21 protein-coding genes are annotated in these 24,630 nt (G+C 67.3%); 13 read left to right on the top strand and 8 right to left on the bottom strand.

The features are described 5' to 3' along the window. Positions 1-165: 165 nt before the first annotated feature. Positions 166-1,680, top strand: a complete 1,515-nt coding sequence (locus AC1DNE_RS23755; RefSeq protein ID WP_476766923.1) for an ATP-binding cassette domain-containing protein — start codon at positions 166-168, stop codon at positions 1,678-1,680. Positions 1,681-1,682: 2 nt separating this feature from the next. Here the strand turns inward: AC1DNE_RS23755 and AC1DNE_RS23750 are convergent, their stop codons facing one another. Together AC1DNE_RS23750 and AC1DNE_RS23745 are read right to left on the bottom strand one after the other, a co-directional pair. Then, the gene (locus AC1DNE_RS23750) at positions 1,683-2,879 is read right to left on the bottom strand and encodes an SGNH/GDSL hydrolase family protein (protein WP_476766924.1); all 1,197 of its coding nucleotides are present in this window, start codon (positions 2,877-2,879) and stop codon (positions 1,683-1,685) included. A 59-nt stretch (positions 2,880-2,938) separates the two neighbouring features. Beyond that, a complete protein-coding gene (locus AC1DNE_RS23745; protein WP_441472622.1) occupies positions 2,939-4,171 on the bottom strand; it encodes a lytic murein transglycosylase in 1,233 nt (410 codons plus the stop codon). Between the two features lie 341 nt (positions 4,172-4,512). On the opposite strand from AC1DNE_RS23745, the gene rnk reads away from it, so the two are divergent. Further along, entirely contained in the window at positions 4,513-4,920 is a 408-nt protein-coding gene (gene rnk / locus AC1DNE_RS23740; protein WP_441472623.1) for a nucleoside diphosphate kinase regulator, read from the top strand. Positions 4,921-5,101: 181 nt separating this feature from the next. On the opposite strand, the gene galE is transcribed toward rnk, so the two are convergent. Then, positions 5,102-6,094: a UDP-glucose 4-epimerase GalE gene (galE, locus tag AC1DNE_RS23735; RefSeq protein ID WP_441472624.1), complete on the bottom strand. Its 993-nt coding sequence runs from the start codon at positions 6,092-6,094 to the stop codon at positions 5,102-5,104. A 170-nt stretch (positions 6,095-6,264) separates the two neighbouring features. Here galE and galU point away from each other — a divergent pair, with 170 nt between their 5' ends. The 6 genes from galU to grxD all read left to right on the top strand — a co-directional run bounded on the left by galU (position 6,265) and on the right by grxD (position 11,832). Beyond that, positions 6,265-7,143, top strand: a complete 879-nt coding sequence (gene galU / locus AC1DNE_RS23730) for a UTP--glucose-1-phosphate uridylyltransferase GalU (RefSeq protein ID WP_476841209.1) — start codon at positions 6,265-6,267, stop codon at positions 7,141-7,143. 171 nt (positions 7,144-7,314) lie between these two features. Next, positions 7,315-8,199 (top strand): methyltransferase domain-containing protein, encoded by an 885-nt coding sequence (locus AC1DNE_RS23725; RefSeq protein ID WP_441472626.1) that lies wholly within the window; start codon positions 7,315-7,317, stop codon positions 8,197-8,199. A 130-nt stretch (positions 8,200-8,329) separates the two neighbouring features. Next, positions 8,330-8,767, top strand: coding sequence for an acyl-CoA thioesterase (locus tag AC1DNE_RS23720; protein ID WP_441472627.1), 438 nt, complete (start codon positions 8,330-8,332; stop codon positions 8,765-8,767). A gap of 96 nt (positions 8,768-8,863) precedes the next feature. Further along, complete coding sequence (purL, locus tag AC1DNE_RS23715; protein WP_476841208.1) at positions 8,864-11,074, top strand: phosphoribosylformylglycinamidine synthase subunit PurL; 2,211 nt, start codon at positions 8,864-8,866, stop codon at positions 11,072-11,074. 139 nt (positions 11,075-11,213) lie between these two features. After that, a complete protein-coding gene (locus AC1DNE_RS23710; RefSeq protein WP_476767386.1) occupies positions 11,214-11,450 on the top strand; it encodes a BolA/IbaG family iron-sulfur metabolism protein in 237 nt (78 codons plus the stop codon). A 46-nt stretch (positions 11,451-11,496) separates the two neighbouring features. Beyond that, positions 11,497-11,832, top strand: coding sequence for a Grx4 family monothiol glutaredoxin (grxD, locus tag AC1DNE_RS23705; RefSeq protein ID WP_441472630.1), 336 nt, complete (start codon positions 11,497-11,499; stop codon positions 11,830-11,832). A 42-nt stretch (positions 11,833-11,874) separates the two neighbouring features. On the opposite strand, the gene AC1DNE_RS23700 is transcribed toward grxD, so the two are convergent. The 4 genes from AC1DNE_RS23700 to tlpA all read right to left on the bottom strand — a co-directional run bounded on the left by AC1DNE_RS23700 (position 11,875) and on the right by tlpA (position 15,899). Then, positions 11,875-12,123 (bottom strand): DUF1272 domain-containing protein, encoded by a 249-nt coding sequence (locus AC1DNE_RS23700; protein WP_476767385.1) that lies wholly within the window; start codon positions 12,121-12,123, stop codon positions 11,875-11,877. A gap of 260 nt (positions 12,124-12,383) precedes the next feature. Further along, a complete protein-coding gene (locus AC1DNE_RS23695; protein ID WP_476841207.1) occupies positions 12,384-14,114 on the bottom strand; it encodes a carbamoyltransferase family protein in 1,731 nt (576 codons plus the stop codon). 70 nt (positions 14,115-14,184) lie between these two features. Next, positions 14,185-15,174, bottom strand: coding sequence for a hypothetical protein (locus tag AC1DNE_RS23690; protein ID WP_441472633.1), 990 nt, complete (start codon positions 15,172-15,174; stop codon positions 14,185-14,187). Between the two features lie 95 nt (positions 15,175-15,269). Further along, positions 15,270-15,899: a thiol:disulfide interchange protein TlpA gene (tlpA, locus tag AC1DNE_RS23685; protein ID WP_441472634.1), complete on the bottom strand. Its 630-nt coding sequence runs from the start codon at positions 15,897-15,899 to the stop codon at positions 15,270-15,272. A gap of 27 nt (positions 15,900-15,926) precedes the next feature. On the opposite strand from tlpA, the gene argH reads away from it, so the two are divergent. The 4 genes from argH to AC1DNE_RS23665 all read left to right on the top strand — a co-directional run bounded on the left by argH (position 15,927) and on the right by AC1DNE_RS23665 (position 22,123). Next, positions 15,927-17,309 carry an argininosuccinate lyase gene (gene argH / locus AC1DNE_RS23680; protein WP_441472635.1) on the top strand — a complete coding sequence of 461 codons (1,383 nt, stop codon included), beginning with the start codon at positions 15,927-15,929 and terminating at the stop codon, positions 17,307-17,309. Positions 17,310-17,460: 151 nt separating this feature from the next. Then, positions 17,461-17,724 (top strand): LPS translocon maturation chaperone LptM, encoded by a 264-nt coding sequence (lptM, locus tag AC1DNE_RS23675; RefSeq protein ID WP_441472636.1) that lies wholly within the window; start codon positions 17,461-17,463, stop codon positions 17,722-17,724. Positions 17,725-17,871: 147 nt separating this feature from the next. Continuing rightward, the gene (lysA, locus tag AC1DNE_RS23670; RefSeq protein WP_441472637.1) at positions 17,872-19,155 is read left to right on the top strand and encodes a diaminopimelate decarboxylase; all 1,284 of its coding nucleotides are present in this window, start codon (positions 17,872-17,874) and stop codon (positions 19,153-19,155) included. Positions 19,156-19,372: 217 nt separating this feature from the next. After that, entirely contained in the window at positions 19,373-22,123 is a 2,751-nt protein-coding gene (locus AC1DNE_RS23665) for a TIGR02302 family protein (RefSeq protein WP_441472638.1), read from the top strand. Positions 22,124-22,228: 105 nt separating this feature from the next. Here AC1DNE_RS23665 and yddG read toward each other — a convergent pair whose 3' ends face one another. Next, a complete protein-coding gene (yddG, locus tag AC1DNE_RS23660) occupies positions 22,229-23,086 on the bottom strand; it encodes an aromatic amino acid exporter YddG (protein ID WP_441472639.1) in 858 nt (285 codons plus the stop codon). A gap of 242 nt (positions 23,087-23,328) precedes the next feature. On the opposite strand from yddG, the gene AC1DNE_RS23655 reads away from it, so the two are divergent. Next, a complete protein-coding gene (locus AC1DNE_RS23655) occupies positions 23,329-24,531 on the top strand; it encodes an MFS transporter (RefSeq protein ID WP_441472677.1) in 1,203 nt (400 codons plus the stop codon). Positions 24,532-24,630 lie beyond the last annotated feature (99 nt).

Genomic DNA, 24,630 nt, shown 5'->3' with positions numbered 1-24,630 from the left:
ACAGAGGGGGAAGCTGGCGCTGAGCCAGGGCTTCCATTTCCGCACCCGAGGACCTGTTTCCGCCCCGCGCTTCACCTCGCGGGGCTGACCGGGAGCGCATCGCCGTCTCATCGTCAGCCCTTTTCGGCGCGCTCGTTCGCGCCTGCCTGACTTCATGAGATTCCGATGTCCCTGATCGCCATCAAAGACCTTTCGCTCGTCCGCAACGCGCCGCTTTTCGCCGGGCTCAACCTCTCCATCGCCAAGGGCGATCGCCTCGGTCTCGTCGCCGCCAATGGCCGCGGCAAATCCTCGCTCCTGCGCATCCTCGCCGATCAGGACGAGGCCACGGGCGGGACGCTGACCCGAGCCCGCGGGCTCGTCAGTGCCTTCGCGCCGCAAGATCCGCCCGAGCGCCTCCTGCCGATGAGCTTCTACGAGGCGGTACGCGACGCGCTCGACGCCGAGGCCGCCGAAACCGAGAGCTGGCGGGTCGACGTGCTGCTGGATGACCTCATGGTTGACGAGGGGCTGCGCGGCCGTGCCGTCCACAGCCTGTCGGGCGGCTGGCAGCGGACGATGCTGCTGGCCCGGGCTGCGGTCGTCGAACCGGATCTGCTGCTGCTGGACGAGCCGACCAACCATCTCGACCTCGAACGGATCGGCTTGCTGCAACGCTTCCTTGCCGCCCTGCCGCGCGATTGCGCCGTTGTCGCCGCGAGCCATGACCGCGCCTTCCTCGGCGATGCCAGCACGCGCACCCTGTTCCTGCGTCCGGCGGAAAGCGCCGATTTCGCCTTGCCCTATTCGCGGGCACTGCAGGCGCTGGAGGAGCGCGATGCGGCGCGCGGCCGGCAGTTCGAAAATGACATGCGCAAGGTCCGGGCGCTCAGGCAGCAGGCGGCCAAGCTCAAGAACATCGGCATCAACTCCGGCTCCGATCTGCTGGTGGTCAAGACCAAGCAATTGTCCGAGCGAGCCGACAGGCTGGAGGAGAGTGCGCGGCCGGCCCATAAGGAGCGCTCGGCCGGGGCGATCCGGCTCGTCAACAGCGGCACCCATGCCAAGGCGCTGGTCGCGATCAAGGATACGGCGATCGCCGTGCCGGACGGGCGGCCGCTCTTCCGCACCGGACAGCTCTGGATCGAGAACGGAGACCGGATCGCGCTGCTCGGTGCGAACGGCAGCGGCAAGACGCGCTTCGTCACGCGGCTGCGGGCGGCGTTCGACGGGTCCGATGCGGATATCCGCGCCGCTGCGAGCCTCAAGGCCGGCTTCTCCGACCAGGCGCTCTCGCAGCTCGATGCTTGGCCGACGCCCTGGGCGGCCGTCAAGGGCGCGAGCGATGTCGGCGACCAGCTGGCGCGCACGCTGCTCGCGGGTGCCGGCATCGCCAGCGAGGCGCAGGGTGCGCCGCTCGCCCGGCTGTCGGGAGGGCAGAGGGCACGGCTCGCCATGCTGCTGCTGCGCCTTGCCCAGCCGAATTTCTACCTGCTGGACGAGCCGACCAACCATCTCGACATCGAAGGTCAGGATATGCTGGAGCGCGAGCTCACCGAGCATGGCGCGGCCTGCCTGCTGGTCAGCCATGACCGCGCCTTCGTCCGCGCCGTGGCGACTCGGGTCTGGGTCATCACGGGCAAGAAGCTGGTCGAGGTCGATGATCCCGATCCCGTGTTCGACCGGCTGATGGCGGGCTGAGCTCAGCGCGGCCAGCGATAATCATCGAGCCGGCCGGGGACGGGATCGGGCGCGATGCCCTGGCCGAAGACGCGCTCGAGCTGCAGCTCAGCGTCGCCACGCCCGCGTGCCTCGGTGATCGAGGCCAGCAGTGGCTGCCCGGATATCGGGGTCTGCCCGGTCAGCGGCTGGATAGGCCCTGCCAGCGGGCGCGCCTGCAGGGCCGGGGGCAGGCCGATCGTCGGCACGCCGGCGACCATCTGATCGATCAGGCGCTCGACGCCGCCGGGTTGCAGCTCGGGGGTGGAGGGTGCGCCGGTCTCGGGCGAGACGGGCAGGGCGATCACGCTGTTCTGCGGCGCCGCCTCGATGATGCGGCGGATGACGAGATCGACGAAATGGGCGGCCTTGCGGGCGCCCGCAGCGGTGAAATGGATGCCGTCGCCGAGGCGCAGCCGTGTCGGCTGGCCGGACACGTCCGGACCTGTCGCGGTGTAGCGGTTCTCGGCATCGACGAAGCCGCCCCACAGATCGACATATTGCCCGCCGGCCTTCTCGACGCGCTGGCGGTAGAGTTCGTTGAACGAGACGAAATCGGCCGAGAGCCGGCCGTTCTGCACCGGTGGTGCACCGACCCAGATCAGCGGGATGCGACGGGCTGCGAAGGCGTTTGCGATGAGGTCGACGCGGTCGCGATAGAGTTCGAGCCAGCGCGGACTTAAGGGATCGAGAACGGCCTCGCCCTCGCGGATGGGCTGCCGGTCGTTGAGCCCGACCAGCATGACGCCGAGGGTGATCTTCTGGTCGCCGGCCAGGATCCCGTCGACCGCCTTCGGCCAGTCGTAGAAGTCGGTCCGGACGAGGCCCGAATCCGGCTTGGACTTGTGGATCACCTCGACGTCGGGGCGGTCGTTGAGGGCCTCGTCGAGGCCGTTGGCGAGGAGATTTGCGAGCGAATCGCCCATCACCACGATGTGGCTGCTGACATCGACCTTGGGAATGACCGGATCGTCCCGGACGACGACGGGGGCCTCGCGGCGGCGGATGACGGGGGCGACACGCTGGCGTGGCTGCGGCGCCGCACGCTGCGGAGCAGCCGGCAATTGCCAGAAGAGCTGAAAGAGGTTGCGCTGTTGCTGCTGGGCAAGGGAAACCGGCCCGCCCGTAACGAGGAGCAGGCAGGCGGCAGTCAGAACCAGGGCGAACGAACGCCGACGCATCTGCCTATCCGATCCAGCGGCGCCTATGCCGGGCACTATAGGACGGAGCGGCCCGAAAGTCAGCGCTTGCCACGCATCCGCGCCAGCAGGGCCGGTGTCGGATAGCCGTCCGGGATCTCGCCGGCGCTGATCTGGTACTGGCGCACGGCCTCCCGCGTGCCGGTGCCGATGCGGCCGTCGGCATCGTGGTTGTAGAAGCCGAGCGCCTTCAGCCGGTGCTGCAGGTCCTTGGTGCCGGCCATGTCGAGCCGGGCGGCCTTGACCGGCCAGTCGGCCTGGATCGCAGGGCGACCCATGATGCGGTCGCCGAGATGGCCGACAGCGAGCGCATAGGCGTCCGAGGAATTGTACTTCTTGATGACGTCGAAATTGGCGGTGAGCAGCATCACCGGGCCGCTGTGCCCGGCCGGGTAGAACAGCCGGCCTTCGCCGGAAGAGGGCAAGCGACCGCCGTCGACGCGGCGCAGGCCGGCCGAGGCGAAGGCGGAGAAGCTCGCCTTGTTGAGGCGATGGTCGAAGCCATCAGGCAGCGTCACTTCCATGCCCCAGGGCAGGCCCGGCACCCAGCCATAGCCCTTGAGGTAATTGGCGGTGGAGGCGATGGCGTCGCTCGACGAGTTCCAGATGTCGGCATGGCCGTTGCCGGTCCAGTCGACCGCATATTTCATGTAGCTCGACGGCATGAACTGGGTGTGACCCATGGCGCCCGCCCAGGAGCCGCGCAGCTCGCTGCGCTCGGCATAGCCCTTCTCGATCAGCTCCAGCGCGGTGAGCAACTCGTCGCGGAAGAAGTCGCCGCGATAGCGGATCGAGGCGAGGGTGGCGAGCGAGCGGATGACGTCCTTGCTGCCCTTGAAGGAGCCGTAATTGGTCTCCATGCCCCAGACGCCGAGGACGACCTCCTTGGGCACGCCGTAGCGGGCTTCGACTTGCGCGAGAACGGTCGCGTTCTCGGCGGCGGCGTCGCGACCGCGCTGGATGCGGGCGCCGCCGACGGCATTCTCCAGATAGCTCCAGATCGGAGCGCTGAACTCGGCCTGCTTCTTGGTCAGGGCGATGATGGAGGCATCCGGCGTCACGTCGCGGAAGGCGAGGTCGAAGGTCGCGCGCGAGATGCCGCGCGCTTGAGCCTGCGGCCAGAGCCGCTGCAGGAAGATGTCGAGGGAGGCGCTGGCCGGCGTCGCCTGCGCATTGCGGGCATGGGCGCCGGAGACGTTGATCGACCCGGTCGTTTGCGCCAGCGCAGGCGCCAGGCTGATCAAGGCCGAAGCTGCGATGACGGACAGGCGCATGGACACTCCCTGCGGATGCTGGATGGAAACACCATCACAGCGCCTGAACAAGATTAATCGTAGGTTAAGCGGAGCGTCACCGGAGCGCCAGCGCGGCAATTTGACAAGCCCGGGCTATTGGCCGATTCTGGCGGGATGTATAGCGCCTCCCCTTTCCGCCGCGGTCTGCACCGCTCGGGCAACGTCATCGCGGGCTTCTAGCCCCGAGTCTGTCGCGCTTGGCGCCTCCGGCTCGGGGGGCGCTTCCTCTGCATCCGTTCACCTGCGAGTTCGACCTGCGATGCCGCGCGGCTTTGTGTCCGCCGGCAGGCGCTCGCCTTTTCGACGAAAGATCCAATCCTATGACCGCCAAGCGTCCCGCCATCACCGTTACGGCAGCGGACCATGCCATGCTGAGCCGCATCGCGGCCGGCGCCGCCAACACCATGCCGGAGCTCGCCGCCGAGCTGAGCCACGAGCTCGACCGCGCCCGCATCCTGCCGGAGGGACGGGTTTCGGCCGATCATGCCCGGATCGGCAGCGTGATCGTCTATCGTGACGAGAGCACCAAGCGGGAAAGCACCATCACGCTGGTCTGGCCTGAGCATGCCGATATCGAGAAGAATCGCATCTCGGTGATGACGCCGATCGGCGTCGCGCTGATCGGCATGGCCGCCGAGCGCTCGATCGACTGGACGACGCGCTCGGGCGATGTGAAGCGCCTGACCGTGCTCGAAGTGCGCGAGCCGGCCGAGGAAGACCCCGCCTGAGGGCACCGGATTGGAGGCTGTCCGGAATCCGGCAGCCCTCGTCCTGAGGAGCGCTTCGCGGAAGCGCGTCTCGAAGGATGTTGCAGATGTCCCTGGAGCCTCTTGGAGCACCCTCCGGGACGCCATTCCCGAGGGAATGGCTCCTCGGGATGAGGGCTCGGGCGTACTAGAGAAGGGGCGTTCAGGTCGAGGCGTTCCGCGTCCTGAGCTTCTCCTCCCAGGCCAGCGCCTGGCCGACGATCTCCTCGAGGTTGTCATGCTTCGGCCGCCAGCCGAGTTCGGCCTGGATGCGGTCGGCGCGGGCGACCAGCGAGGCGGGGTCCCCGGCGCGGCGATCCGCGAGGGTCACGGGGAAATCGATCCCTGAGACCTTCTTCACGACTTCGACGACCTCCTTCACCGAATAGCCCCGGCCGTAGCCGCAGTTCAGGGTCAGGCTTTCCCTGCCGGCACGCAGATGGTCGAGCGCGGCAAGATGGGCGCGGGCGAGATCGGTGACGTGGATGTAGTCGCGCACGCAGGTGCCGTCCGGCGTCGCATAGTCGGTGCCGAAGACGGTGAGGCCATCGCGCTGGCCGAGCGCGGCCTGGCTGGCGACCTTGATGAGATGCGTCGCATTCGGCGAGGACTGGCCGGAGCGGAGCTTCGGATCGGCGCCCGCGACGTTGAAGTAGCGCAGCGCGACGTAGGAGAAGCCGTGCGCCTTCGCCGCATCCTGCAGCATCCACTCGCTCATCAGCTTGGAGCGGCCATAGGGGTTGATCGGGTTGAGCGCGATCTCCTCCGGCACCGGCGAGACCGGGGGCTCGCCATAGACCGCAGCCGTGGAGGAGAAGATGACGTGCTTGACGCCGCCGCGGACGGCGCTCTCGATCAATGCTCGGGTTTTCACAGTATTATTGAAATAATAACCAAGCGGATCGCTGACCGATTCAGGGACGACGATGCGCGCCGCGAAATGCGCCAGCGCCGTCACGCCATGCTCGGCGATCAGTTTCTCGACCAGCTCCTGATCGCCGATATCGCCTTGAACGAAGGTCGCTTCCGGCGGAACGGCCCACCAAAAGCCGGTGGACAGGTTGTCGAGCACGACCACTCGCTCGCCGCGATCCAGAAGTTCGAGGACCATGTGGCTGCCAATGTAGCCAGCGCCGCCGGAAACCAATATCGCCATTGCGTCTCTTGCCTCATCTTTGTCATGACCCGGCACTATCGAAAAACCGTTGACGGGTTCTCAAGGCCTGTCAGCTATAAGCACAGATGGCTGCCAACAATGACAGTTGTGCGGCTGTTCCGATCACTGCCCTGGCTTTGGCAAAGGCCGCCGTGCCCAATGGATTTTTCATGACGAAACGCATCCGCAAGGCCGTTCTTCCCGTCGCCGGTCTCGGCACCCGTTTCCTGCCCGCCACCAAGGCGATTCCCAAGGAGATGCTCACCATCGTCGACCGTCCGGTCGTGCAGCATGTGGTGGACGAGGCGCGGGCGGCCGGCATCGAGCACTTCATCTTCGTCACCGGCCGCAACAAGGCAGTGATCGAGGACCATTTCGACATGGCCTATGAGCTCGACGACACGCTGGCCAAGCGCAACAAGGTCAAGGAGCTGGAGGCGCTGAAGCACGACCTGCCGGCTGCCGGCGCCACCAGCTTCACCCGTCAGCAGGCGCCGCTCGGCCTCGGCCATGCCGTCTGGTGCGCCCGCGAGATCGTCGGCGACGAGCCTTTCGCGCTGCTGCTACCGGACATGCTGCATTACAGCCAGGGAAAGGGCTGCCTTGCCGAGATGATCGATGCCTATGAGCAGTATGGCGGCAACCACATCGCCGTTGCGCCGGTGCCGGATGACCAGACGCATCAATATGGCATCGTCGGCGTCGAGGATGCCAAGGCCAAGGTCTCGAAGATCACCGGCATGGTCGAGAAGCCGGCCAAAGGCACGGCGCCGTCGAACCTGCACATCTCCGGCCGCTACATCCTGCAGCCGACGATCTTCAACCTGCTCGCCAACCAGGAAAAGGGGGCGGGCGGCGAGATCCAGCTCACCGATTCGATGATCGCGCTGTCCCGGCAGGAGCCGTTCTACGCCGTGCGCTTCGACGGCGAGATCTACGACGCCGGCTCCAAAATCGGTTTCCTCGCGGCGAACGTGGCTTATGCGCTCGATCGCGGCGACCTCGGCCCGCAGCTGCGCGCCGAGATCGCGAAGCTGCTCGATCGCTGAGCGCGCTCTGTCCGGTGATCCCGGCCCTCGTCCTGAGGAGCCATTCCGGTTAGGAATGGCTCCTCGAAGGGCGATCCAGGTGGCTCAGGTGACAACTGGAGCGTCCTTCGAGACGCAGCCTTAAGGCTGCTCCTCAGGATGAGGGCTTGTATCCTTGCTGACGGTGCAAAGTTGAGTGACGACAGCCTCGTCTTCGACCGCACGCTCGGCCGTTCGCGGCTGAGACGCGCGCTTGCGAAGGACTATCCGGATTTCCTGCTGCAACGCGCGGCGGGCGATCTGCAGGAGCGGCTCGGGGCCGTGCTGCGGGAATTCGCGGTCGCGGCCGATCTCGGCACGCCGCTGCCGGTCGTCGCCCCCGTCCTTGCCGGCAAGGCGGGGCGGTTGCTGCGCATGGCGGAGGCCGAGGGGGCGCCGGCCGACCTCGTCGGCGACCTCGAAAGCCTGCCCTTCGCTGCCGGCTCGCTCAACCTCGCGGTCTCGCTGCTGGCGCTGCAGGGCGTCAATGACCTGCCCGGCGCGCTCATCCAGATCAAGCGAGCCCTCGGGCCGGACGGGCTGTTCATGGGCTGCCTGCTCGGCGGGCGGACGCTGCAAGAACTCAGGCAGGCGCTGCTCGAAGCCGAGAGCGAGACCATGGGGGGAGTCAGCCCGCGCGTGGCGCCCTTCGCCGATCTGCGCGATCTCGGAGGTCTCTTGCAGCGGGCCGGTTTCGCGCTGCCCGTCATCGACAGCGAGATCGTCACGGTGCGCTATCGCGACGCTTTCGGGCTCTTCCGCGATCTGCGCGCGATGGGCTGGGCCAATAGCCTGATCGCCCGGCGCAAGACGCCGCTGCGGCGCGAGACGCTGCTGCGCGCCGCGGCGCTTTATGCCGAGCGTTTCGCCGATGCCGACGGCCGTCTGCCGGCGACCTTCGAATTCGTCTGGCTCTCCGGCTGGGCGCCGCATGAGAGCCAGCAGAAGCCACTGCGGCCGGGCTCGGCCAAGGCGAGGCTGGCCGATGCGCTCGGCGTGCCGGAGATCAAGGCCGGCGAGAAACCGGGAGGCGAATGACCGTGGGCGTGCCGGTGCCGTCATGGTCGGGCTTGTCCCGGCCTTCCACGTCTTCCCGCGGTGACAGCCGTGTTCAAGACGTGGATGCTGGCCACAAGGGCGAGCGTGACGGTGGAGAGGCTTCCAGGACATGAGTGAGCGCCAGCCGCGTCTCTCGCGCTCAGATTTCCGCGTTTTCCGCGCCATCCCAACACGCTGGCACGACAATGACGCCTATGGCCACGTCAACAATGTCGTCTACTACGGCTGGTTCGACACCGCGGTGAACGCCTGGCTGATCGAAGGCGGCTTCCTCGACCTCGGCGGCAGCGAGACCGTGGGCCTCGTGGCCGAGACCGCCTGCACCTATTTCGAGAGCGTCGCCTTTCCGGAGACGGTGGAGGCGGGGATCGCCGTCGAACGGCTCGGCAACAGCTCGGTCACCTATCGGATCGGCATCTTCCGGCAGGGCGGGGCAGAGGCGGCGGCGCAGGGGCGCTTCACCCATGTCTATGTGCAGCGCGCCGGCCAGAAGCCGGTGCCGATTCCGGCGCCTCTCAGGGCCGCGCTGACCGCGATCCAGAGCTGAAAGCCGCGCCTGCGGCCGGAATGCGTTGTCTCGCGGGCGCAGGCAGGTTATGCCCCTGCCAAATCCCCTCGCCGGACCGCCAGGAACCCTGAGCCCGTGATTCCGAACGACACCAAGATCACCCCGCAGCTCGTCGCCGAGCACGGCCTGAAGCCTGACGAGTATCAGCGCTTCCTGCATCTGATCGGCCGTGAGCCGACGATCACCGAGCTCGGCATCGTCTCGGCGATGTGGAACGAGCACTGCTCCTACAAGTCCTCGAAGATCCATCTGAAGACGCTGCCGACCAAGGCGCCCTGGGTGATCCAGGGGCCGGGCGAGAATGCCGGCGTCATCGATATCGGCGACGGCCTCGCCATCGTGTTCAAGATGGAGAGCCACAACCACCCGTCCTTCATCGAGCCCTATCAGGGCGCGACGACGGGCGTCGGCGGCATCCTGCGCGACGTCTTTACGATGGGCGCCCGGCCGATCGCGGTGCTGGACGCGCTGCGCTTCGGCGATCCGGACCATCCCAAGACCCATCATCTCGTCTCGGGCGTCGTCGCCGGCATCGGCGGCTACGGCAACTCCTTCGGCGTGCCGAATGTCGGCGGCGCCACCGGCTTCCACACGCGCTATGACGGCAACATCCTCGTCAACGCCATGGCGGTCGGCATCGCCAAGGCCGACGAGATCTTCTACGCCAAGGCCAGCGGCGTCGGTAAGGCGATCGTCTATCTCGGTTCCAAGACCGGCCGTGACGGCATCCACGGCGCGACGATGGCCTCGGCCGAATTCGACGACAAGTCGGAGGAGAAGCGCCCGACCGTGCAGGTTGGCGACCCCTTCGCGGAGAAGCTCCTGCTCGAAGCCTGCCTCGAGATCATGGCCGCCGGCCATGTCGACGCGATCCAGGACATGGGCGCGGCGGGCCTGACCTGCTCGGCCGTCGAGATGGGCGCCAAGGGCGATCTCGGCGTCGAGCTCGACCTCGACAAGGTGCCGTGCCGCGAGGAGGGCATGAGCGCCTATGAGATGATGCTGTCGGAGAGCCAGGAGCGCATGCTCATGGTGATCAAGCCGGGCCATGAGGACGCCGCCGAGGCGATCTTCAAGAAGTGGGGGCTCGACTTCGCCGTCATCGGCCACACCACCGACACGCTGCGCTTCGTCATCAAGCATCAGGGCGAGGTCATGGCGGACCTGCCGATCAAGGAGCTCGGCGACGAGGCCCCCGAATACGACCGGCCCTGGATCGAGACCGCTCCGCAGCAGCGCATCGCGGCGGAGAGCGTGACGCCGCCCTGCGGCAATGTCGAGGCGCTGAAGAAGCTGATCGGCTCGCCGGACCTCTCCTCCAAGCGCTGGATCTGGGAACAGTACGACACGCTGATCCTCGGCAATTCGGTAGTGACGCCGGGCGGGGATGCCGGCCTGATCCGCATCGAGGACGGGCCCAAGGGCCTCGCCATGACCGCCGACGTGACGCCGCGCTATTGCGAGGCCGACCCGTTCGAGGGCGGCAAGCAGGCTGTGGCGGAAGCCTGGCGCAATCTCACCGCCGTCGGCGCGACCCCGCTCGCGATCACCGACAACCTCAATTTCGGCAATCCCGAGAAGCCGGAAGTGATGGGCCAGCTCGTTGGCTGCATCCGCGGCATCGGAGAGGCCTGCAAGGGGCTCGATTTCCCCGTCGTCTCCGGCAACGTCTCGCTCTACAACGAGACCAACGGCGTCTCGATCCTGCCGACCCCGACCATCGGCGGCGTCGGCGTGCTGGCGGATGTCACCAAGCACGCGACCGTCGCCTTCAAGGCCGAGGGCGAGGCGATCCTGCTGATCGGCGAAACGCAGGGCTGGCTCGGCCAGAGTTCCTATCTCGCGACAATCTGCGGCCGCGAGGAGGGCGCCCCGCCGCCGGTCGATCTCGCCATCGAGCGTCGCAATGGCGATTTCGTGCGCGGGCTGATCACGGCCGGCAAGGTCACCGCCTGCCACGACCTCTCGGATGGCGGCCTCGCCGTTGCGCTCGCCGAGATGGCGATGGCCAAGGGTATCGGCGCCACCGTCGAGGCGCTGCCGGCCGTCCCGGCCCATGCCGCGCTCTTCGGCGAGGATCAGGCGCGCTATGTCCTGACGGTTCCGGCGGCTCAGGCCGACGCCGTGATCGCCGAGGCGAAGGCTGCCGGCGTGCCGGCGCTCGCGATCGGCCGCACGGGCGGCGCGGCGCTTGCCCTGCCGGGTGAGCCGGCGCTGGCGATCGCCGAACTCAGCAAGATCCATGAAGACTGGCTGCCGTCCTACATGGCCGGCAAGGCGGCCTGAGCGATTTCAAGGGACGCAACCGTCATCGCGAGCGTAGCGAAACAATCCAGGGACGGCCGGGCTCTACGTCCCCCCTGGATTGCTTCGTCGCTTCGCTCCTCGCATTGACGGTTGAGGCCGGGATTATTGGGAGTTTGTCATGGCGATGGACGCGCACGAGATCGAGCGCATGATCAAGGCGGCGCTGCCGGATGCGGCGATCGAGATCAAGGATCTGGCGGGGGACGGCGACCACTATGCCGCGACCGTCACCTCGGTCGCCTTCAAGGGCAAGACCCGGGTGCAGCAGCACCAGATGGTCTATGCCGCGCTCCAGGGGAATATGGGCGGCGTGCTGCACGCCCTTGCGCTGACGACGGCCGTTCCCCAAGATTAGAACGAAACCATCCGGCGGGCCTTGAACCCGCTTCAGGAGACAGATGATGTCCGACGTCAACGCCCGCATCGAAGCGGAAGTGAAGAACAACGACGTGGTGCTCTTCATGAAGGGCACGCCGCAATTCCCGATGTGCGGCTTCTCCGGCCAGGTCGTGCAGATCCTCAGCTATGTCGGCGTGCCCTTCAAGGGCGTCAACGTGCTCGAGGACGCGGAAATCCGCGAGGGCATCAAGGCCTATTCGAACTGGCCGACGATTCCGCAGCTCTACGTCAAGGGCGAGTTCGTCGGCGGCTGCGACATCACCCGCGAGATGTTCCAGGCGGGCGAGCTGCAGCAGCTCTTCGAGGAGAAGGGCATTGCGGTGAAGCAGGCGAGCTGAGGCTCGCCCAACCCGTCAAAGCCTGCGATCGGACAGCCCTTATCAGGCCGCGGCGCATTGCGGATGCGGCTTGCGGATACGCTCGGCCGATGCGGGATATTTCTCCAGCATGCGCTCCGGCCTGATCGGCCGGCGCACCAACTCGCCGCCGCAGTTCGGGCAGGCGCCGGCGAAGCGCGTCTCGGCGCAGTCGCTGCAGAAGGTGCATTCGAAGGTGCAGATCAGGGCGTCGCGCGACTGCGGCGGCAGATCGCGGTCGCAGCATTCGCAGTTCGGGCGCAATTGCAGCATGGCATCGTCTCCTTCCGATGGGCCGGAAGAATGACCTCAAACCGGACTGAGACCAGCGATTTCGCGTGATCCGACCGATCAACGGCGCGGATCGGTCTGAGGCGGGCCGTCATTCTCGGGCGAAGCGAAGCGCAGACCCGAGAATCTCTTGCCGAAGAAAGCTCTGGTTTCCGAGATGCTCGGGTCAAGCCCGAGCATGACGGCCAGTCACGTCTACGCAGGTCCGGCCTTCTGCCGGGAGGGGAATTTTACCCCGCTGCTCACTTCACCAGCAGCCAGTCCTCGATCACCAGCGCGTCGAGCCCGCTGGTATAGAACATCAGGATTGCATCCTCCGCCGTGTGCAGGATCGGCTTGCCCATGATGTTGAAGGAGGTGTTGAGGATCACCGGCACGCCCGTCAGCTCGTGGAAGGCCGAGATCAACGCGTGGTAGCGCGGGTTGCGCTGCGCCGTGACACTCTGCAGGCGACCGGTCGCATCCTCATGGACGACGGCCGGCACGCGGTGGCGCACCGTTTCCTTCCAGACGAGCGTGCGCTCCATATAGGGCGCGTCCTGATAGTTCTCGAACCAGTCGGCGGCGTGCTCGGCGAGGATCGAGGGCGCGAAGGGCCGGAAGGCCTCGCGGTACTTCACCTTGGCGTTGAGGATGTCCTTGGCGTCGGCCGGGCGCGGATCGGCGATGATCGAGCGGTTGCCGAGGGCGCGCGGGCCGAATTCGGCACGGCCCTGCACCCAGCCGATCAGCTTGCCCTCGGTGAGGAGCTTGGCCGTAACGGGCGCGACCTCGTCGGGCGCGAGCTTGCGCAGCCGCTTCTCCCATAGCTGCATGCGCTCGAAGGGTTCGGTCGAGACGTGTGAGCCGAGATAGGGCGTGAGCGGCCCCTTGGGTGCGCGCCAGTCCGGGTTCGCCTCGGCATGGGCCAGCCATGCCGCGCCGATGGCGTTGCCGTCATCGGCCGGGGCGGAGGGCACGAACACCGTGCTGAAGCCGTGGCGTCCGGCGATCTTGCCGTTGAAGGAGGAGTTGAGTGCGCAGCCGCCGGCCATGACGAGGTTTTCGCTCGGAACGAGCGCGGCGGCCTCGGCGAGCAGCGCCTCCATCATCTCGGCGAAGACGTCCTGCCCGCAGCGGGCGAGGTCGGCCCAGCCCTGGTCGAGCGCATCGGCCGGGCGTCGGGCGAGGATCTCGGCGGCGACGGCCTGCACGACATCGGCCTTGGCGAAGGAGAGCTTGTCGCCGTCGATCTGATAGAGCTTGCGCAGCAGCGCCATCAGCTCCGGATCGCTCCTGCCATAGGGGGCGAGCCCCATGATCTTCCATTCTTCGCCCTTGGCCTGGTCGAAGCCGGCGAGGTCGGTGACGAGGCCGAAATAGAAGCCGATCGATTCACGCCCGCGATGGCGCTTGACCTCACGAAGCCGGCCGTTCTCCAAGGCGAAGATGGCGGAGGCGCCGGTCTCGCCCATGCCGTCGACGACGAGGCAGGCGGCGTTGTCGAAGGGCGATGACCAGCAGGCATAGGCCGCATGGCTGAGATGGTGGCCGTAGCGCTTGAGGCCGGTGACGTTGGCCTTGCCATGAGCGCGGTCGAGCCCGAGCAGCACGCCCATGCCGGCGCGTTGTTGCGCCGAATGCAGCGAGGCGATCAGGGCGCGCTCGGTGCGCTCGGGCACCAGCGAGCGGTTGAGCTCGGGCGAGAGCTTGAGCAGCGCGTCGACGGTGAAGGAGCCGGCGCGCGCCATCTGGTCGAGGAAGCCGGTGAAGTCCTCGCCCCAGCTGGTGGCGATGGTGACCTCGGCGTCCTTCGGAATGTAGCGCTTCAGCAGCCCTTCCATGCGCGGCGCCGAATCCGGCTCGCAGTTCGGCGCGCGCTTGTATTGCAGATAGCGCTCGGTCGCCTCGGCGAAGAGCACCTCGCCGCCGGGGCCGATGATCGCGATGGCAGGATCGTGGAAGGTGGTCGCGAGGCCGATCGTATAGCTCATGGGGCAGCCAATAGCCTCCCGCGCATGCGACGCCAATCGCTCAAATGCGCGGGTGGTGGGTGAAAGGGCTTTACTGGGCCGCGAATGCGACGCTGGAAGCGGTCTGCTCGACCGCCGGCTGCAGCTTCGGCATCTCGGCTTCATCCGCCATGACGATGAGGCGGACGAAGCGGCCGCCCGAGCCGATGGCGAGATATTGCGCGAAGCTTTTGTCGCTGCCGTTGGGGTGCTTGAAGGAGCCCGAGATCAAGACGCCGTCCTGGCCGGCGAAGGGGACGCGCTTGCGTTCCTTGATGTCGGCCGTCTGCATGTCGCGCGTGCTCCTCAGCATCGTCTCGGAGAGCTTCTCCTCCTGGCCGGGCTTGATGGGGGCCGACATCTGGTAGGCGACGATCATCAGCGGCTGCGTGCCCGACGGATCGACGTTGCGTTCGCCAGCGGTCATCAGCACGCCGGCGCCGCCGATGGTGTCGATGACGCGGAAGGGGGCTGCGGCCTTGAAGGCGAAGGGCAGGGCTGCGAGCTTCTCGTCGAGCGTCGCTTCCTTGCCGAGCGAGACCGAGGCGATGAGTGCCTTGACCTCGGCCGGCTGCATCTTGGCGGCTGGCGGCGCCTGCACGGTCATCATCACCGTCTTAGGCCCTCTGAACAGGGCGATCCATTTGTCGAGCTTGGTGCCGCCGGCCTCCTGCGTGCCGCTCAGCAGCGGCACCTTCTCGCCGCCTGTTCCGTCGACCTGCTCGACCTTGGTGATGTTGACCTTCTGCCGGGCGAAATTGGTTCTGGCGCTCTCGCTGTCGTTGAACAGCGTCGCGAGCTGCGGGTAGGCCTCCGCGGGCATCTCGACGATCAGGACGCTGGCCTTCGTCTTCTGGTTGGAGAGACCGGCGAAGCCGGTTGCCGGTTCGAAGCCCTTCGGCGGCACCAGCGAGACGCTGGTGCCGGGAATGGGTTTGCGCTCCTGCGCAACGGCCGATCCCGCGGCAAGGCTCAGCGCCACCGCGAGCATGATCGCTCCCACCCGGTGAAAACCCTGCTTCCGCTTGCGCAGGAGTGTCATGCTCGATCCTTTCGGCCGCTGCCGCTTGCCATTCAGCAGAACGCCGCAATGCGACGAGAGTTCGTCAACACGCCGCCATTGCCGCGACGTTGCGCTCAGGGCTTGCCGATCGCGGCCTTCATCAGCGCCTTCGAAACGGCGCTCGCCCAGTCGGCCGGGCCCTGGATGATGCCGAGCTCGCAGCCGGATTTGTCGACGATGATGCTGACCGGCATGCCCTCGACCTTGTGGGCGGCGCGCAGCGCCTGGAAGGTCGCGGCCTGCGGATCGCCGTAGAAGGGCAGGGTGGTGACCTTGTTCTCGGCGAGCCAGGTCTTCGGCTTGTCGAGGTTGCGCGTGTCGATGTTGATGGCGACGACGGCGAAATCGGGCCCGCCCATCTCCTTCTGGAGCGTGTCGAGAGCCGGCATCTCCTTCAGGCAGGGCGCGCACCAGGTCGCCCAGAGGTTGACCAGCAGCGTCTTGCCCTTCAGCGCCGCGAGCGTCATCGGCTGGCCGTCCGGCCCGGTGAAGGCGAGTTCCGGCGCTGGCTGCGGGCGGGGGCGCAGCTCTACGGCCGCGACCTCACCCTTCACCAGCGGCTTCATACGCTCGGCTGTGGTGCGCGCTGCGCTGCATGATCCGTTGCCGGCATCGCCCGTGACGGAGTAGAAGGCGGCGCCGCCGCCGAGGGCGAGGAGGGCCAGAGCCCCGGTTGCGGCCAGAATTTTCGTTCGAGACCTCATCGCGCCCTAGAAGCAGGAAAGACCGTCGTGAGCAATCGCATGTGGGGTGGGCGTTTCGCCACAGGTCCCGGCGCCATCATGGAGGAGATCAACGCCTCCATCGATTTCGACAAGAAGCTCTGGCGCCAGGATATCCGCGGTTCGCTCGCCCATGCGGCCATGCTGGCCGAGACCGGCATCCTGACGAAGGAGGATGTCGCGACGATCACGGCCGGCCTCAAGCAGGTCGAAGGCGAGATCGAGAGCGGCGCCTTCACGTTTTCGCGTGCGCTCGAAGACGTCCACATGAACGTCGAGTCCAATCTCAAGGACAAGATCGGCGCCGCTGCCGGCCGGCTGCACACCGCCCGCTCGCGCAACGACCAGGTCGCGACCGACATGCGGCTGTGGGTGCGCGACACGCTTGAAGAGATCGACGGCCAGATGGCCGATCTGCAGCAGGCGCTTGCCGAGAAGGCCGACACCTATGCCGGCGCGGTGATGCCGGGCTTCACCCATCTCCAGTCGGCGCAGCCGGTCACCTTCGGCCATCATCTCCTCGCCTATGTCGAGATGCTGGGCCGCGATCGCGGCCGCGTCCGCGACGCCCGCGCGCGCCTCAACGAATGCCCGCTCGGTGCGGCCGCTCTCGCCGGCACCTCCTTCCCGATCGACCGGCACATGACGGCGAAGGCGCTCGGCTTCGACCGCCCGACCGCGAATTCGCTCGACTCGGTCTCGGACCGCGATTTCGTGCTGGAGACGCTGTCGGCCGCCTCGATCTGCGCCATGCACCTCTCGCGGCTGGCCGAGGAAATCGTGCTCTGGGCGACGCCGCAATTCGGCTTCGTCAAGCTCTCGGACGCCTTCTCGACGGGGTCCTCGATCATGCCGCAGAAGCGCAATCCCGATGCGGCCGAGCTGGTGCGCGGCAAGGCCGGTCGCGTCTTCGGTGCGCTGCAGGCGCTGCTGACCATGATGAAGGGCCTGCCGCTCAGCTATTCCAAGGACATGCAGGAGGACAAGGAAGGCACTTTCGACGCCCTCCAGACACTCTCGCTCTGCCTCGCCGCGATGGCCGGCATGGTCCGCGACATGCAGCCCGACCTCAAGGCGATGAAGAAGGCGGCGGGTTTCGGCTACGCCACCGCCACCGATCTCGCCGACTGGCTGGTGCGCGTACTGAAGATGCCGTTCCGCGACGCGCATCATGTCACCGGCCGGCTCGTCGGAATCGCTTCCGAGAAGAAGGTCGGGCTGGAGAAGCTCTCGCTCGCCGAGATGCAGGCGGTGGAGCCGAAGATCACCGAGGCCGTCTTCGCCGTGCTCGGCGTCGACCAGTCGGTGAAGAGCCGCGTCAGCTATGGCGGCACGGCGCCCGCCAATGTCCGCAAGCAGGCGCGGCGCTGGCTGAAGCAGCTCGCGAAGTAGTGCGTCATGCTCGGGCTTGACCCGAGCATCTCTTGCACGAGATTCTCGGGTCGGCGCTGCGCTTGCCCGAGAATGACGCTTCCGGAAGCCTCGCGCTCCGCCGCATCCTCCGCTACTGTCCCGCCACGCTTCGTTCCGAGGGTTCGCTTTCGTGCTTGATTCCCGCCTGAAATTCGGCCGCGCCCTGCTGGTCGTCGGCCTGCTGGCCGTTGCACTTGCCGCCTGCGGGCGAAAGGGGCCGCTCGAGGCGCCGCCGAATGCGACGGGCGCGATCGATCTGCCCGACGACCAGATCGGCGCACAGGAGAGCGACGTCTCCTCCTATGGTTCGGCCTCGGTGCTGGCAAAGCCGGTCAAGGCCAACAAGGCTGTCGTCATTCCGAACAAGCCGTTCATCCTCGATCCGCTGATGTGACCATCATTGTTGCTGCCGCGCCGGTTTCGCGCGTCATGCTCGGGCTTGACCCGAGCATCTCCTGAAAGAGATTCTCGGGTCTACGCTTCGCTTCGCCCGAGAATGACGGCGGGGTCCACGCGTTTATCATTTGCGAGCTTTAACCCCATGCATCATTTCGCCTACCGCGACGGCTCGCTTCATGCCGAGGGCGTCGATCTCAAGCGCATCGCAGACGAGGTGGGCACGCCGGTCTATGTCTATTCCACCGCGACGATCGAGCGGCACTACAAGCTCTTCGCCGAGGCGATGAAGAAGACCGCCGGCAAGACCCATGTCTTCTACGCCATGAAAGCGAACGGCAATCTCGGCGTGCTGAAGACGCTGGGCGCGCTCGGCGCCGGCATCGACACGGTCTCCGAGGGCGAGGTGCGCAAGGCGCTGGCCGCCGGCATCGCGCCGGAGAAGATCGTGTTCTCGGGCGTCGGCAAGAGCGAGCAGGAGCTGCGTTTCGCGGTCGAGGCTGGGCTCTACCAGATCAATATCGAGAGCGAGAGTGAGCTCGACCTGCTGTCCAAGGTCGCGGCCTCGCTCGGCAAGCGGCAGGAGGCGGTGTTCCGGGTCAATCCCGATATCGGCGCCGGCGGCCACGCCAAGATCACGACCGGTTCCTCCGAGAACAAGTTCGGCGTCTCCTTCGAGGAGGTCGGCCGGCTCTATGCGCGGGCGGCGAACATGCCGGGTGTGCGGATCATGGGCCTCGCGGTCCATATAGGCAGCCAGATCCGCGAGATCGACGCCTTCGAGGCGGCCTATTCCAAGATGGTCGCGTTGGTCGGCTCGCTGAAGGGCGAGGGGCACCGCGTCGACCGGCTCGACCTCGGCGGCGGGCTCGGTATTCCCTATGATATCCCGAAGACCTTCGACTACGGGCCGGGGCTGATCGATGCCTATGCCGAGATGGTCGGCAAGGTGACGAAGGGGCTCGATGTCGAGCTCGGCTTCGAGCCGGGCCGCCTCATCGTCGGCAATGCCGGCGTGCTGCTGACGCGGGTGCTGCATCTCAATCCGCGGCCGACCAAGCAGTTCCTCGTCGTCGATGCGGCGATGAACGACCTCGTCAGGCCGGCGATGTACGAGGCCTATCACGAGATCTGGCCGGTGACGGAGCCGGTGATCGGCGGGCCCGAGGTTGCCTATGACGTCGTCGGGCCGATCTGCGAATCGGGCGACACCTTCACTGCCGGCCGGGTGCTGCCGCAGCTGCGGCCGAACGATCTCATGGCCTTCATGACGGCCGGTGCCTACGGCGCTTCGATGTCCTCGACCTACAATCAGCGCCTGCTGGTTGCCGAGGTCATGGTCAAGGGCGACGACTATGCCGTGACGCGGCCGCGCCAGAGCTATGAGGACCTGATCGGCACGGACCGGCTGCCGGGCTGGTTCGGCTGATCCACCGAGCCATTCTCGGGCGAAGCGAAGCGCAGACCCGAGAATCCTGTCGAAGCAATGCCCGGGTCGAGCCCGGGCATGACGGCACGCGCTCCGTTCACGAAACGTCGAGCGCGGTGCAAAGGCCAGTTCGGGCACTGGCAATGCCACATTCCCGTGTTAGCCTGACAAAGACAGGCAAGTTCGGACAGGAATGGGGGCCGCCCGGAGCGATGGCATGAGCGAGGCAGAGCGCCGCAAGGCGCCCGATACGATCGACGGCATCCGGCAGCGGCTTCGCCGTCTCGCACTCGCCTCGCGGGTTTCGCTTGGCTGGGAGCGGCTGTGGCCACGGCTGTGGCTGACGCTCGGGATCCTTCTCGCCTTCCTCGCCGTATCCTGGTTCGGGCTATGGACGCATCTGCCCTGGTACGGGCGGATCGCCGGCGTGCTGGTCTTCGCGGGCGCGCTGATCGGCAGCTTCTGGCATGTCGCGCGGCTCGTCCTGCCGACACATCGCGATGCGCTCGCCCGGCTCGACCGCTCCTTCGCCGGTGGGCATCGCCCGGCCTCGGCGCTGGAAGACAACCTCGCCGTCGGCTCGGCCGACCCCGTGTCGCAGGCCCTGTGGAAGCTGCATGTCGAGCGGCAGAGCCGGCAGGTCGCCGCCCTCAAGGTCGCGCCGCCGCAGCCGCGCATGGCCGGGCACGACAAGCTGGCGCTGCGCGCCGTGCCGCTGCTCGCCGCCATCACGGCCTTCTTCGTGGCCGGACCCGAGGCGACGCAGCGCCTCTCCGCCGCCTTCGACTGGAAGGGCCCGCCCGGGAGTGCGCCCTCGACGCGCATCGATGCCTGGATCGACCCGCCGGCCTATACCCGCCTGCCGCCGATCCTGATCGATTTCAACAAGCTCGCCAGTCCCAATCTCAGCGCCCCCGAGAAGTCGGTCATCGTCGTGCGCATCGCCGGCAAGACCAATATGGACGTTGCCACGACCGGGCGGCTCGAGCTCCTCAAGCCGGAGGCGAAGGAGGGGGAGGGCAAGGATGCCCAGCCCAAGGATTCGCAGGCGAAGGATGCGACCCCGGCGAAGCCGACGCAGCCCGCCGGCTCGCAGCAGGCGGTGCTGGAGAAGCGCTTCACGCTTGCCGGCAACGGCACGTTGAAGCTCACCGGCAGCGGCGCGCCAAGCGCGACGCTCCATATCACCGCCATCGCCGACCAGCCGCCGACCATCGCCTTCACCGACCCGCCGAAGCCGGTGACGGGGGCTCAGTCGGGCGGGCTCGGCATCACCTACAAGGCGAGGGACGACTATGGCATCGCCTCGATCGAGGCGACGGTCTCGCGCCCCGATCCTGCGGTGGGCGGGCGCTCGCTGGTCGAGCCGCCGAAGCAGAACCTCGCCGTGCCGCCTCCCTCCGCGGCTGAGGAGGAGATGAAGAGCACGGTCGATTTCTCGGCCCATCCCTGGGCCGGCGCGAAGGTCCGCATGGTGCTGATCGCCAAGGACGAGGCTGGCCAGGAGGGGCGGACCGAGCCGATCGAGGTCGTGCTGCCGCAGCGCACCTTCACCAAGCCGCTCGCCAAGGCGCTGGTCGAGCAGCGGCGCAAGCTTGTCATGAATGTCGATGACCGCTCCAAGGTGCAGCTCGCCATGGACGCGCTGATGATCGAGCCCGATCTCTTCATGAAGGAGACCGGCGTCTATCTCGGCATGCGCATGCTGAGCGAGCGGCTGCGCCGGTCCGGCAGCGACGATGAATTGCGCGAGGTTTCCGAGCTGATGTGGGCGATGGCGCTGCAGCTCGAGGACGGCGACATGTCCGATGCCGAGCGGGCGCTCCGGCAGGCGCAGGAGAATCTGCAGCAGGCGCTGGAGCGTGGCGCTTCCGAGGAGGAGATCAAGAAGCTCACCGACGAGATGCGCCGGGCCATGGATAATTTCATGCGCCAGCTCGCCGAACAGATGATGCGCCAGCAGCAACAGAACGGCGATCAGAACCAGGCGCAGCTCCCGGAGAACTTCCGCACGGTGACGCCGCGCGACCTGCAGAACATGCTCGACCGTATCGAGGAATTGTCGAAGCGCGGCGACATGGCCGAGGCGCAGCGCCTGATGGAGCAGCTCAACCAGATGCTCAACAATCTGCAGATGGCGCGCCCTGGCCAGCGCGATCCGCGCCAGAACCAGATGAACCAGGCGCTCGGCGATCTCGACCGGATGACGCGCGACCAGCAGAACCTGCGCGACGAAACCTATCAGAACGAGCAGCGCCGGCAGGGTCAGGGCCAGACCCAGCGCGGCCAGCGCCCGGGCCAGCAGCAGGCGCGGCCCGGTCAGCGGGGCCAGCAAGGGCAACAAGGCCAGCAGGGACAACGGGGCCAGCGCGGCCAGCAGCCCGGTCAGCAGCCGGGCGAGCAGGGGGAGGATGGTGAAGGCGGCGAGGGTATGCAAGGCCAGAACGGCCAGGGTCAGGGCCTCTCCCAGCGCCAGCAGGCCCTGCGCGAGCGGCTGCAGGATCTGCAGCGACGGATGCGCGGCATGGGCGCGCCGCAGAATGGCGAGCTCGGCGAGGCCGAGGATGCGATGCGCGATGCGGAGCAGCAGCTCGGCCAGGGCCAGGGTGAAGGCGCGCTCGATGCGCAGGGCCGTGCCCTCGATGCGCTGCGCCGGGGCGGCCAGAACCTCGCCCAGCAGATGCAGGGCCAGCCCGGCGAGGGCGAAGGCGAGGGCAACGCCTATGGCGAGCCTGACGGGCGCCCTGCCGGCCGGCCCTCGGCGCAGCAGCGCGGCAGCGAGGACCCGCTCGGCCGGCCGCAGCGCCAGCGCGACTGGGCCGATGGCCGGGTCAAGGTTCCCGGTGCCGATGAGAGCGCGACCCAGCGTGCACGGCGCATTCTCGAAGAGCTGCGCAAGCGCCTCGGCGATCCGCTGCGCCCGGCCGAGGAGCTGGATTATCTGGAGCGGCTGCTCAGGCGGAATTGAGCGATTTTTGCAGCCGTCATGCTCGGGCTTGACCCGAGCATCTCGGAAACCGGTGCCTTCTCGTCATCAGATTCTCGGGTCAAGCCCGAGAATGACGCTCTCGCTCTAGGCTTTCCGGCCGCCGCCGCTCGCCACCAGCGCGCCGACGACGATGAGGGCGCAGGAGGCCCCGAGCAGCCAGCTCGCCGGGGCATAGCCGAAGAGCACGAGGATCAGTGTCGAGAGCACCGGCGCGGCATAGGAGGCGACGCCGAGCAGCGCGACGTCGCCCTGCTTCATGCCGATATCCCAGACGACGAAGGCGAGCCCGATCGAGCCCAGCCCGAGGCCGAGCACGCCGGCCCATTCCACCGCCGTCAGCGACCAGAGCGTGGTCTCCAGCATGAAATGGAGTGCCAGCGCGGGCACGGCGCAGCCCAGCATGGTGACGCACAGACTCTCCGAGGGCACGTCGGCGAAGCGGCGCGAGGCCACCGAATAGCTCGCCCAGACGAAGGCGCCGAGTGCCGCCAGCACATGGCCGAGCGCGATCCCGCCGCCGGTTCCGAGCCCGCCGGAGACCAGAAGCCCGGTTGCGACGAGGCCAATCAGCGCGCCGATCAGGTGGCGAGGCTTGAGGCCGCCGCCCGGCAGCAGCGCCGCGAAGAGCACGATCAGGAGCGGCCAGAGATAGTGGATCAGGTTCGCCTCGGCCGGCGGGGCGCTCTTCACTGCCGCATAGTAGAGCGCGGTGTCGCCGAACGGGCCGTAGAGGCCGAGCGCGAAGGAGGCCGGCGTTGGCCTGATGCGCGAGAGGCCGCCGCGCAGCGCCGTGATCGCGAGGATCAGCACGCCGCCGATGGCGAAGGTCATCGCCACGAGCTGGAAGGGCGGAACGCGCCCCGACATCGCGGTGAAGAGCGCAAGCGTCGACCACAGCAGGATCGCGCAGAAGCCGATGAGGGTGGCGGTGCGGGAGGTCATGGAGGCTCTGCGGGCGTCGGAATTCTGCGGCGATAGCAGGTTTTGCCGGGCTTGCCGATGGGTGGGTGCCGGGCGCGGTGAAGTAAGCGCCGGACAACGCCGGGAACGCTCCCCTTGCTGTCGATGTTTCGGAGTTTCGGGTGGATGCTGCGCCGCAGCACAGCTCGGGCGCCATGGGCGCCATGCTTCCGGCGCCGTGCCGGGGCGTTGACCGCGCCGGCAAGGAGGATCATGGCTCGAAAATGACCTCGATCCCGCTGCAATCCGTCGCCCGTCGTCCGTTGATGCCGGTTCTGGCCGCGCTGAGCGTCGCACATCTGCTGAACGACCTCGTCCAGTCGATGATCCCGGCGCTCTACCCGCTGATCAAGGACGCCTATCAGCTCGATTTCGTGCAGATCGGCCTGATCACGCTCGCCTTCCAGGTCACGTCCTCGCTGCTGCAGCCGCTCCTCGGCTATGTCACCGACCGCAGGCCCTGGCCCTATGCGATGGTCGCCGGCATGTGCGCGACGCTGTCGGGGCTGCTGCTGCTCTCCTTCGCTCACAGCTACGGCGTCGTGCTGATCGGCGCGGCGATGATCGGCCTGGGCTCGGCCGTATTCCATCCCGAGGCGACCCGCATGGCGCGCCACGCGGCCGCCGGCCGGCAGGGGCTGGCGCAGGGCGTCTTCCAGGTTGGCGGCCATATCGGCTACGCTATCGGCCCGCTGCTGGCGGCGATGATCGTGGTGCCGCGGGGGCAGGAGAGCCTGTCCTGGTTCTCGGGCGTCGTGCTGGTGGCGATGCTGGTGATGGGCTGGCTCGGCTCGCGCTATTCGGCGATGCGGCGCGAGCAGAAGTCGTCCCCGGTGCATGCCGAGGAGATTGCGGATCACGGCCTGCCGCATGGCCGCGTGCTGCTGGCGATGGCCGTCCTTGTTCTGCTGCTGATCTCGAAGAACGGCTACACTGCCGCCTTCACCTCCTACTACACCTTCTACCTGATCGAGCGCTTCGGCATCACGCTGCAGGTCTCGCAGATCATGCTGTTCCTCTATCTCGTCGTCGGCGCGGCGGGCGTCATCCTCGGCGGCATGATCGGCGACCGTATCGGCCGCGACCGGGTGATCTGGCTGTCGATCCTGGGCTCGCTGCCCTTCGCGCTGGTGCTGCCCTATGCCGACCTGTTTTGGACCGGCGTGCTCAGCGTCATCATCAGCTTCGTCATGGCGAGCGCCTTCTCGGCGATCCTGATCTACGCGATCGACCTCGTGCCGCACCGCGTCGGCCTCGTCGGCGGGCTGTTCTACGGCCTGTCGTTCGGGCTCGGCGGCATCGCCGCGGCCGGGATCGGCGCACTCGCCGACCAGATCGGCATCATCCAGGTCTTCAAGATCTGCGCCTGGCTGCCGGCCGTGGGCCTGCTGACCTTCCTGCTGCCCAAGGGCAAGCGCCACGCCTGAGCGGTCACCGCGCCACCCTGCTTTCCCCAAGGCCGCCGGCAGTCACCGGCGGCCTTGACGCATTGAGCCCACATTCCCTCGCTAGCGCTGACGGCTGTC

It is taken from the genome of Allobosea sp. 05L423, assembly GCF_056397745.1.
The sequence above is the reverse complement of the archived record's forward strand: the minus strand, read 5'-3'. Positions and strand labels throughout refer to the sequence as shown.

Excerpts from the sequence above, each read along its gene's own strand:
- AC1DNE_RS23755 (WP_476766923.1), top strand. The coding sequence starts at position 166 with ATGTCCCTGATCGCCATCAAAGACCTTTCGCTCGTCCGCAACGCGCCG.
- AC1DNE_RS23750 (WP_476766924.1), bottom strand. The coding sequence starts at position 2,879 with ATGCGTCGGCGTTCGTTCGCCCTGGTTCTGACTGCCGCCTGCCTGCTC.
- AC1DNE_RS23745 (WP_441472622.1), bottom strand. The coding sequence starts at position 4,171 with ATGCGCCTGTCCGTCATCGCAGCTTCGGCCTTGATCAGCCTGGCGCCT.
- rnk (WP_441472623.1), top strand. The coding sequence starts at position 4,513 with ATGACCGCCAAGCGTCCCGCCATCACCGTTACGGCAGCGGACCATGCC.
- galE (WP_441472624.1), bottom strand. The coding sequence starts at position 6,094 with ATGGCGATATTGGTTTCCGGCGGCGCTGGCTACATTGGCAGCCACATG.
- galU (WP_476841209.1), top strand. The coding sequence starts at position 6,265 with ATGACGAAACGCATCCGCAAGGCCGTTCTTCCCGTCGCCGGTCTCGGC.
- AC1DNE_RS23720 (WP_441472627.1), top strand. The coding sequence starts at position 8,330 with ATGAGTGAGCGCCAGCCGCGTCTCTCGCGCTCAGATTTCCGCGTTTTC.
- AC1DNE_RS23710 (WP_476767386.1), top strand. The coding sequence starts at position 11,214 with ATGGCGATGGACGCGCACGAGATCGAGCGCATGATCAAGGCGGCGCTG.
- grxD (WP_441472630.1), top strand. The coding sequence starts at position 11,497 with ATGTCCGACGTCAACGCCCGCATCGAAGCGGAAGTGAAGAACAACGAC.
- AC1DNE_RS23700 (WP_476767385.1), bottom strand. The coding sequence starts at position 12,123 with ATGCTGCAATTGCGCCCGAACTGCGAATGCTGCGACCGCGATCTGCCG.
- AC1DNE_RS23695 (WP_476841207.1), bottom strand. The coding sequence starts at position 14,114 with ATGAGCTATACGATCGGCCTCGCGACCACCTTCCACGATCCTGCCATC.
- AC1DNE_RS23690 (WP_441472633.1), bottom strand. The coding sequence starts at position 15,174 with ATGACACTCCTGCGCAAGCGGAAGCAGGGTTTTCACCGGGTGGGAGCG.
- tlpA (WP_441472634.1), bottom strand. The coding sequence starts at position 15,899 with ATGAGGTCTCGAACGAAAATTCTGGCCGCAACCGGGGCTCTGGCCCTC.
- lysA (WP_441472637.1), top strand. The coding sequence starts at position 17,872 with ATGCATCATTTCGCCTACCGCGACGGCTCGCTTCATGCCGAGGGCGTC.
- AC1DNE_RS23665 (WP_441472638.1), top strand. The coding sequence starts at position 19,373 with ATGAGCGAGGCAGAGCGCCGCAAGGCGCCCGATACGATCGACGGCATC.
- yddG (WP_441472639.1), bottom strand. The coding sequence starts at position 23,086 with ATGACCTCCCGCACCGCCACCCTCATCGGCTTCTGCGCGATCCTGCTG.
- AC1DNE_RS23655 (WP_441472677.1), top strand. The coding sequence starts at position 23,329 with ATGACCTCGATCCCGCTGCAATCCGTCGCCCGTCGTCCGTTGATGCCG.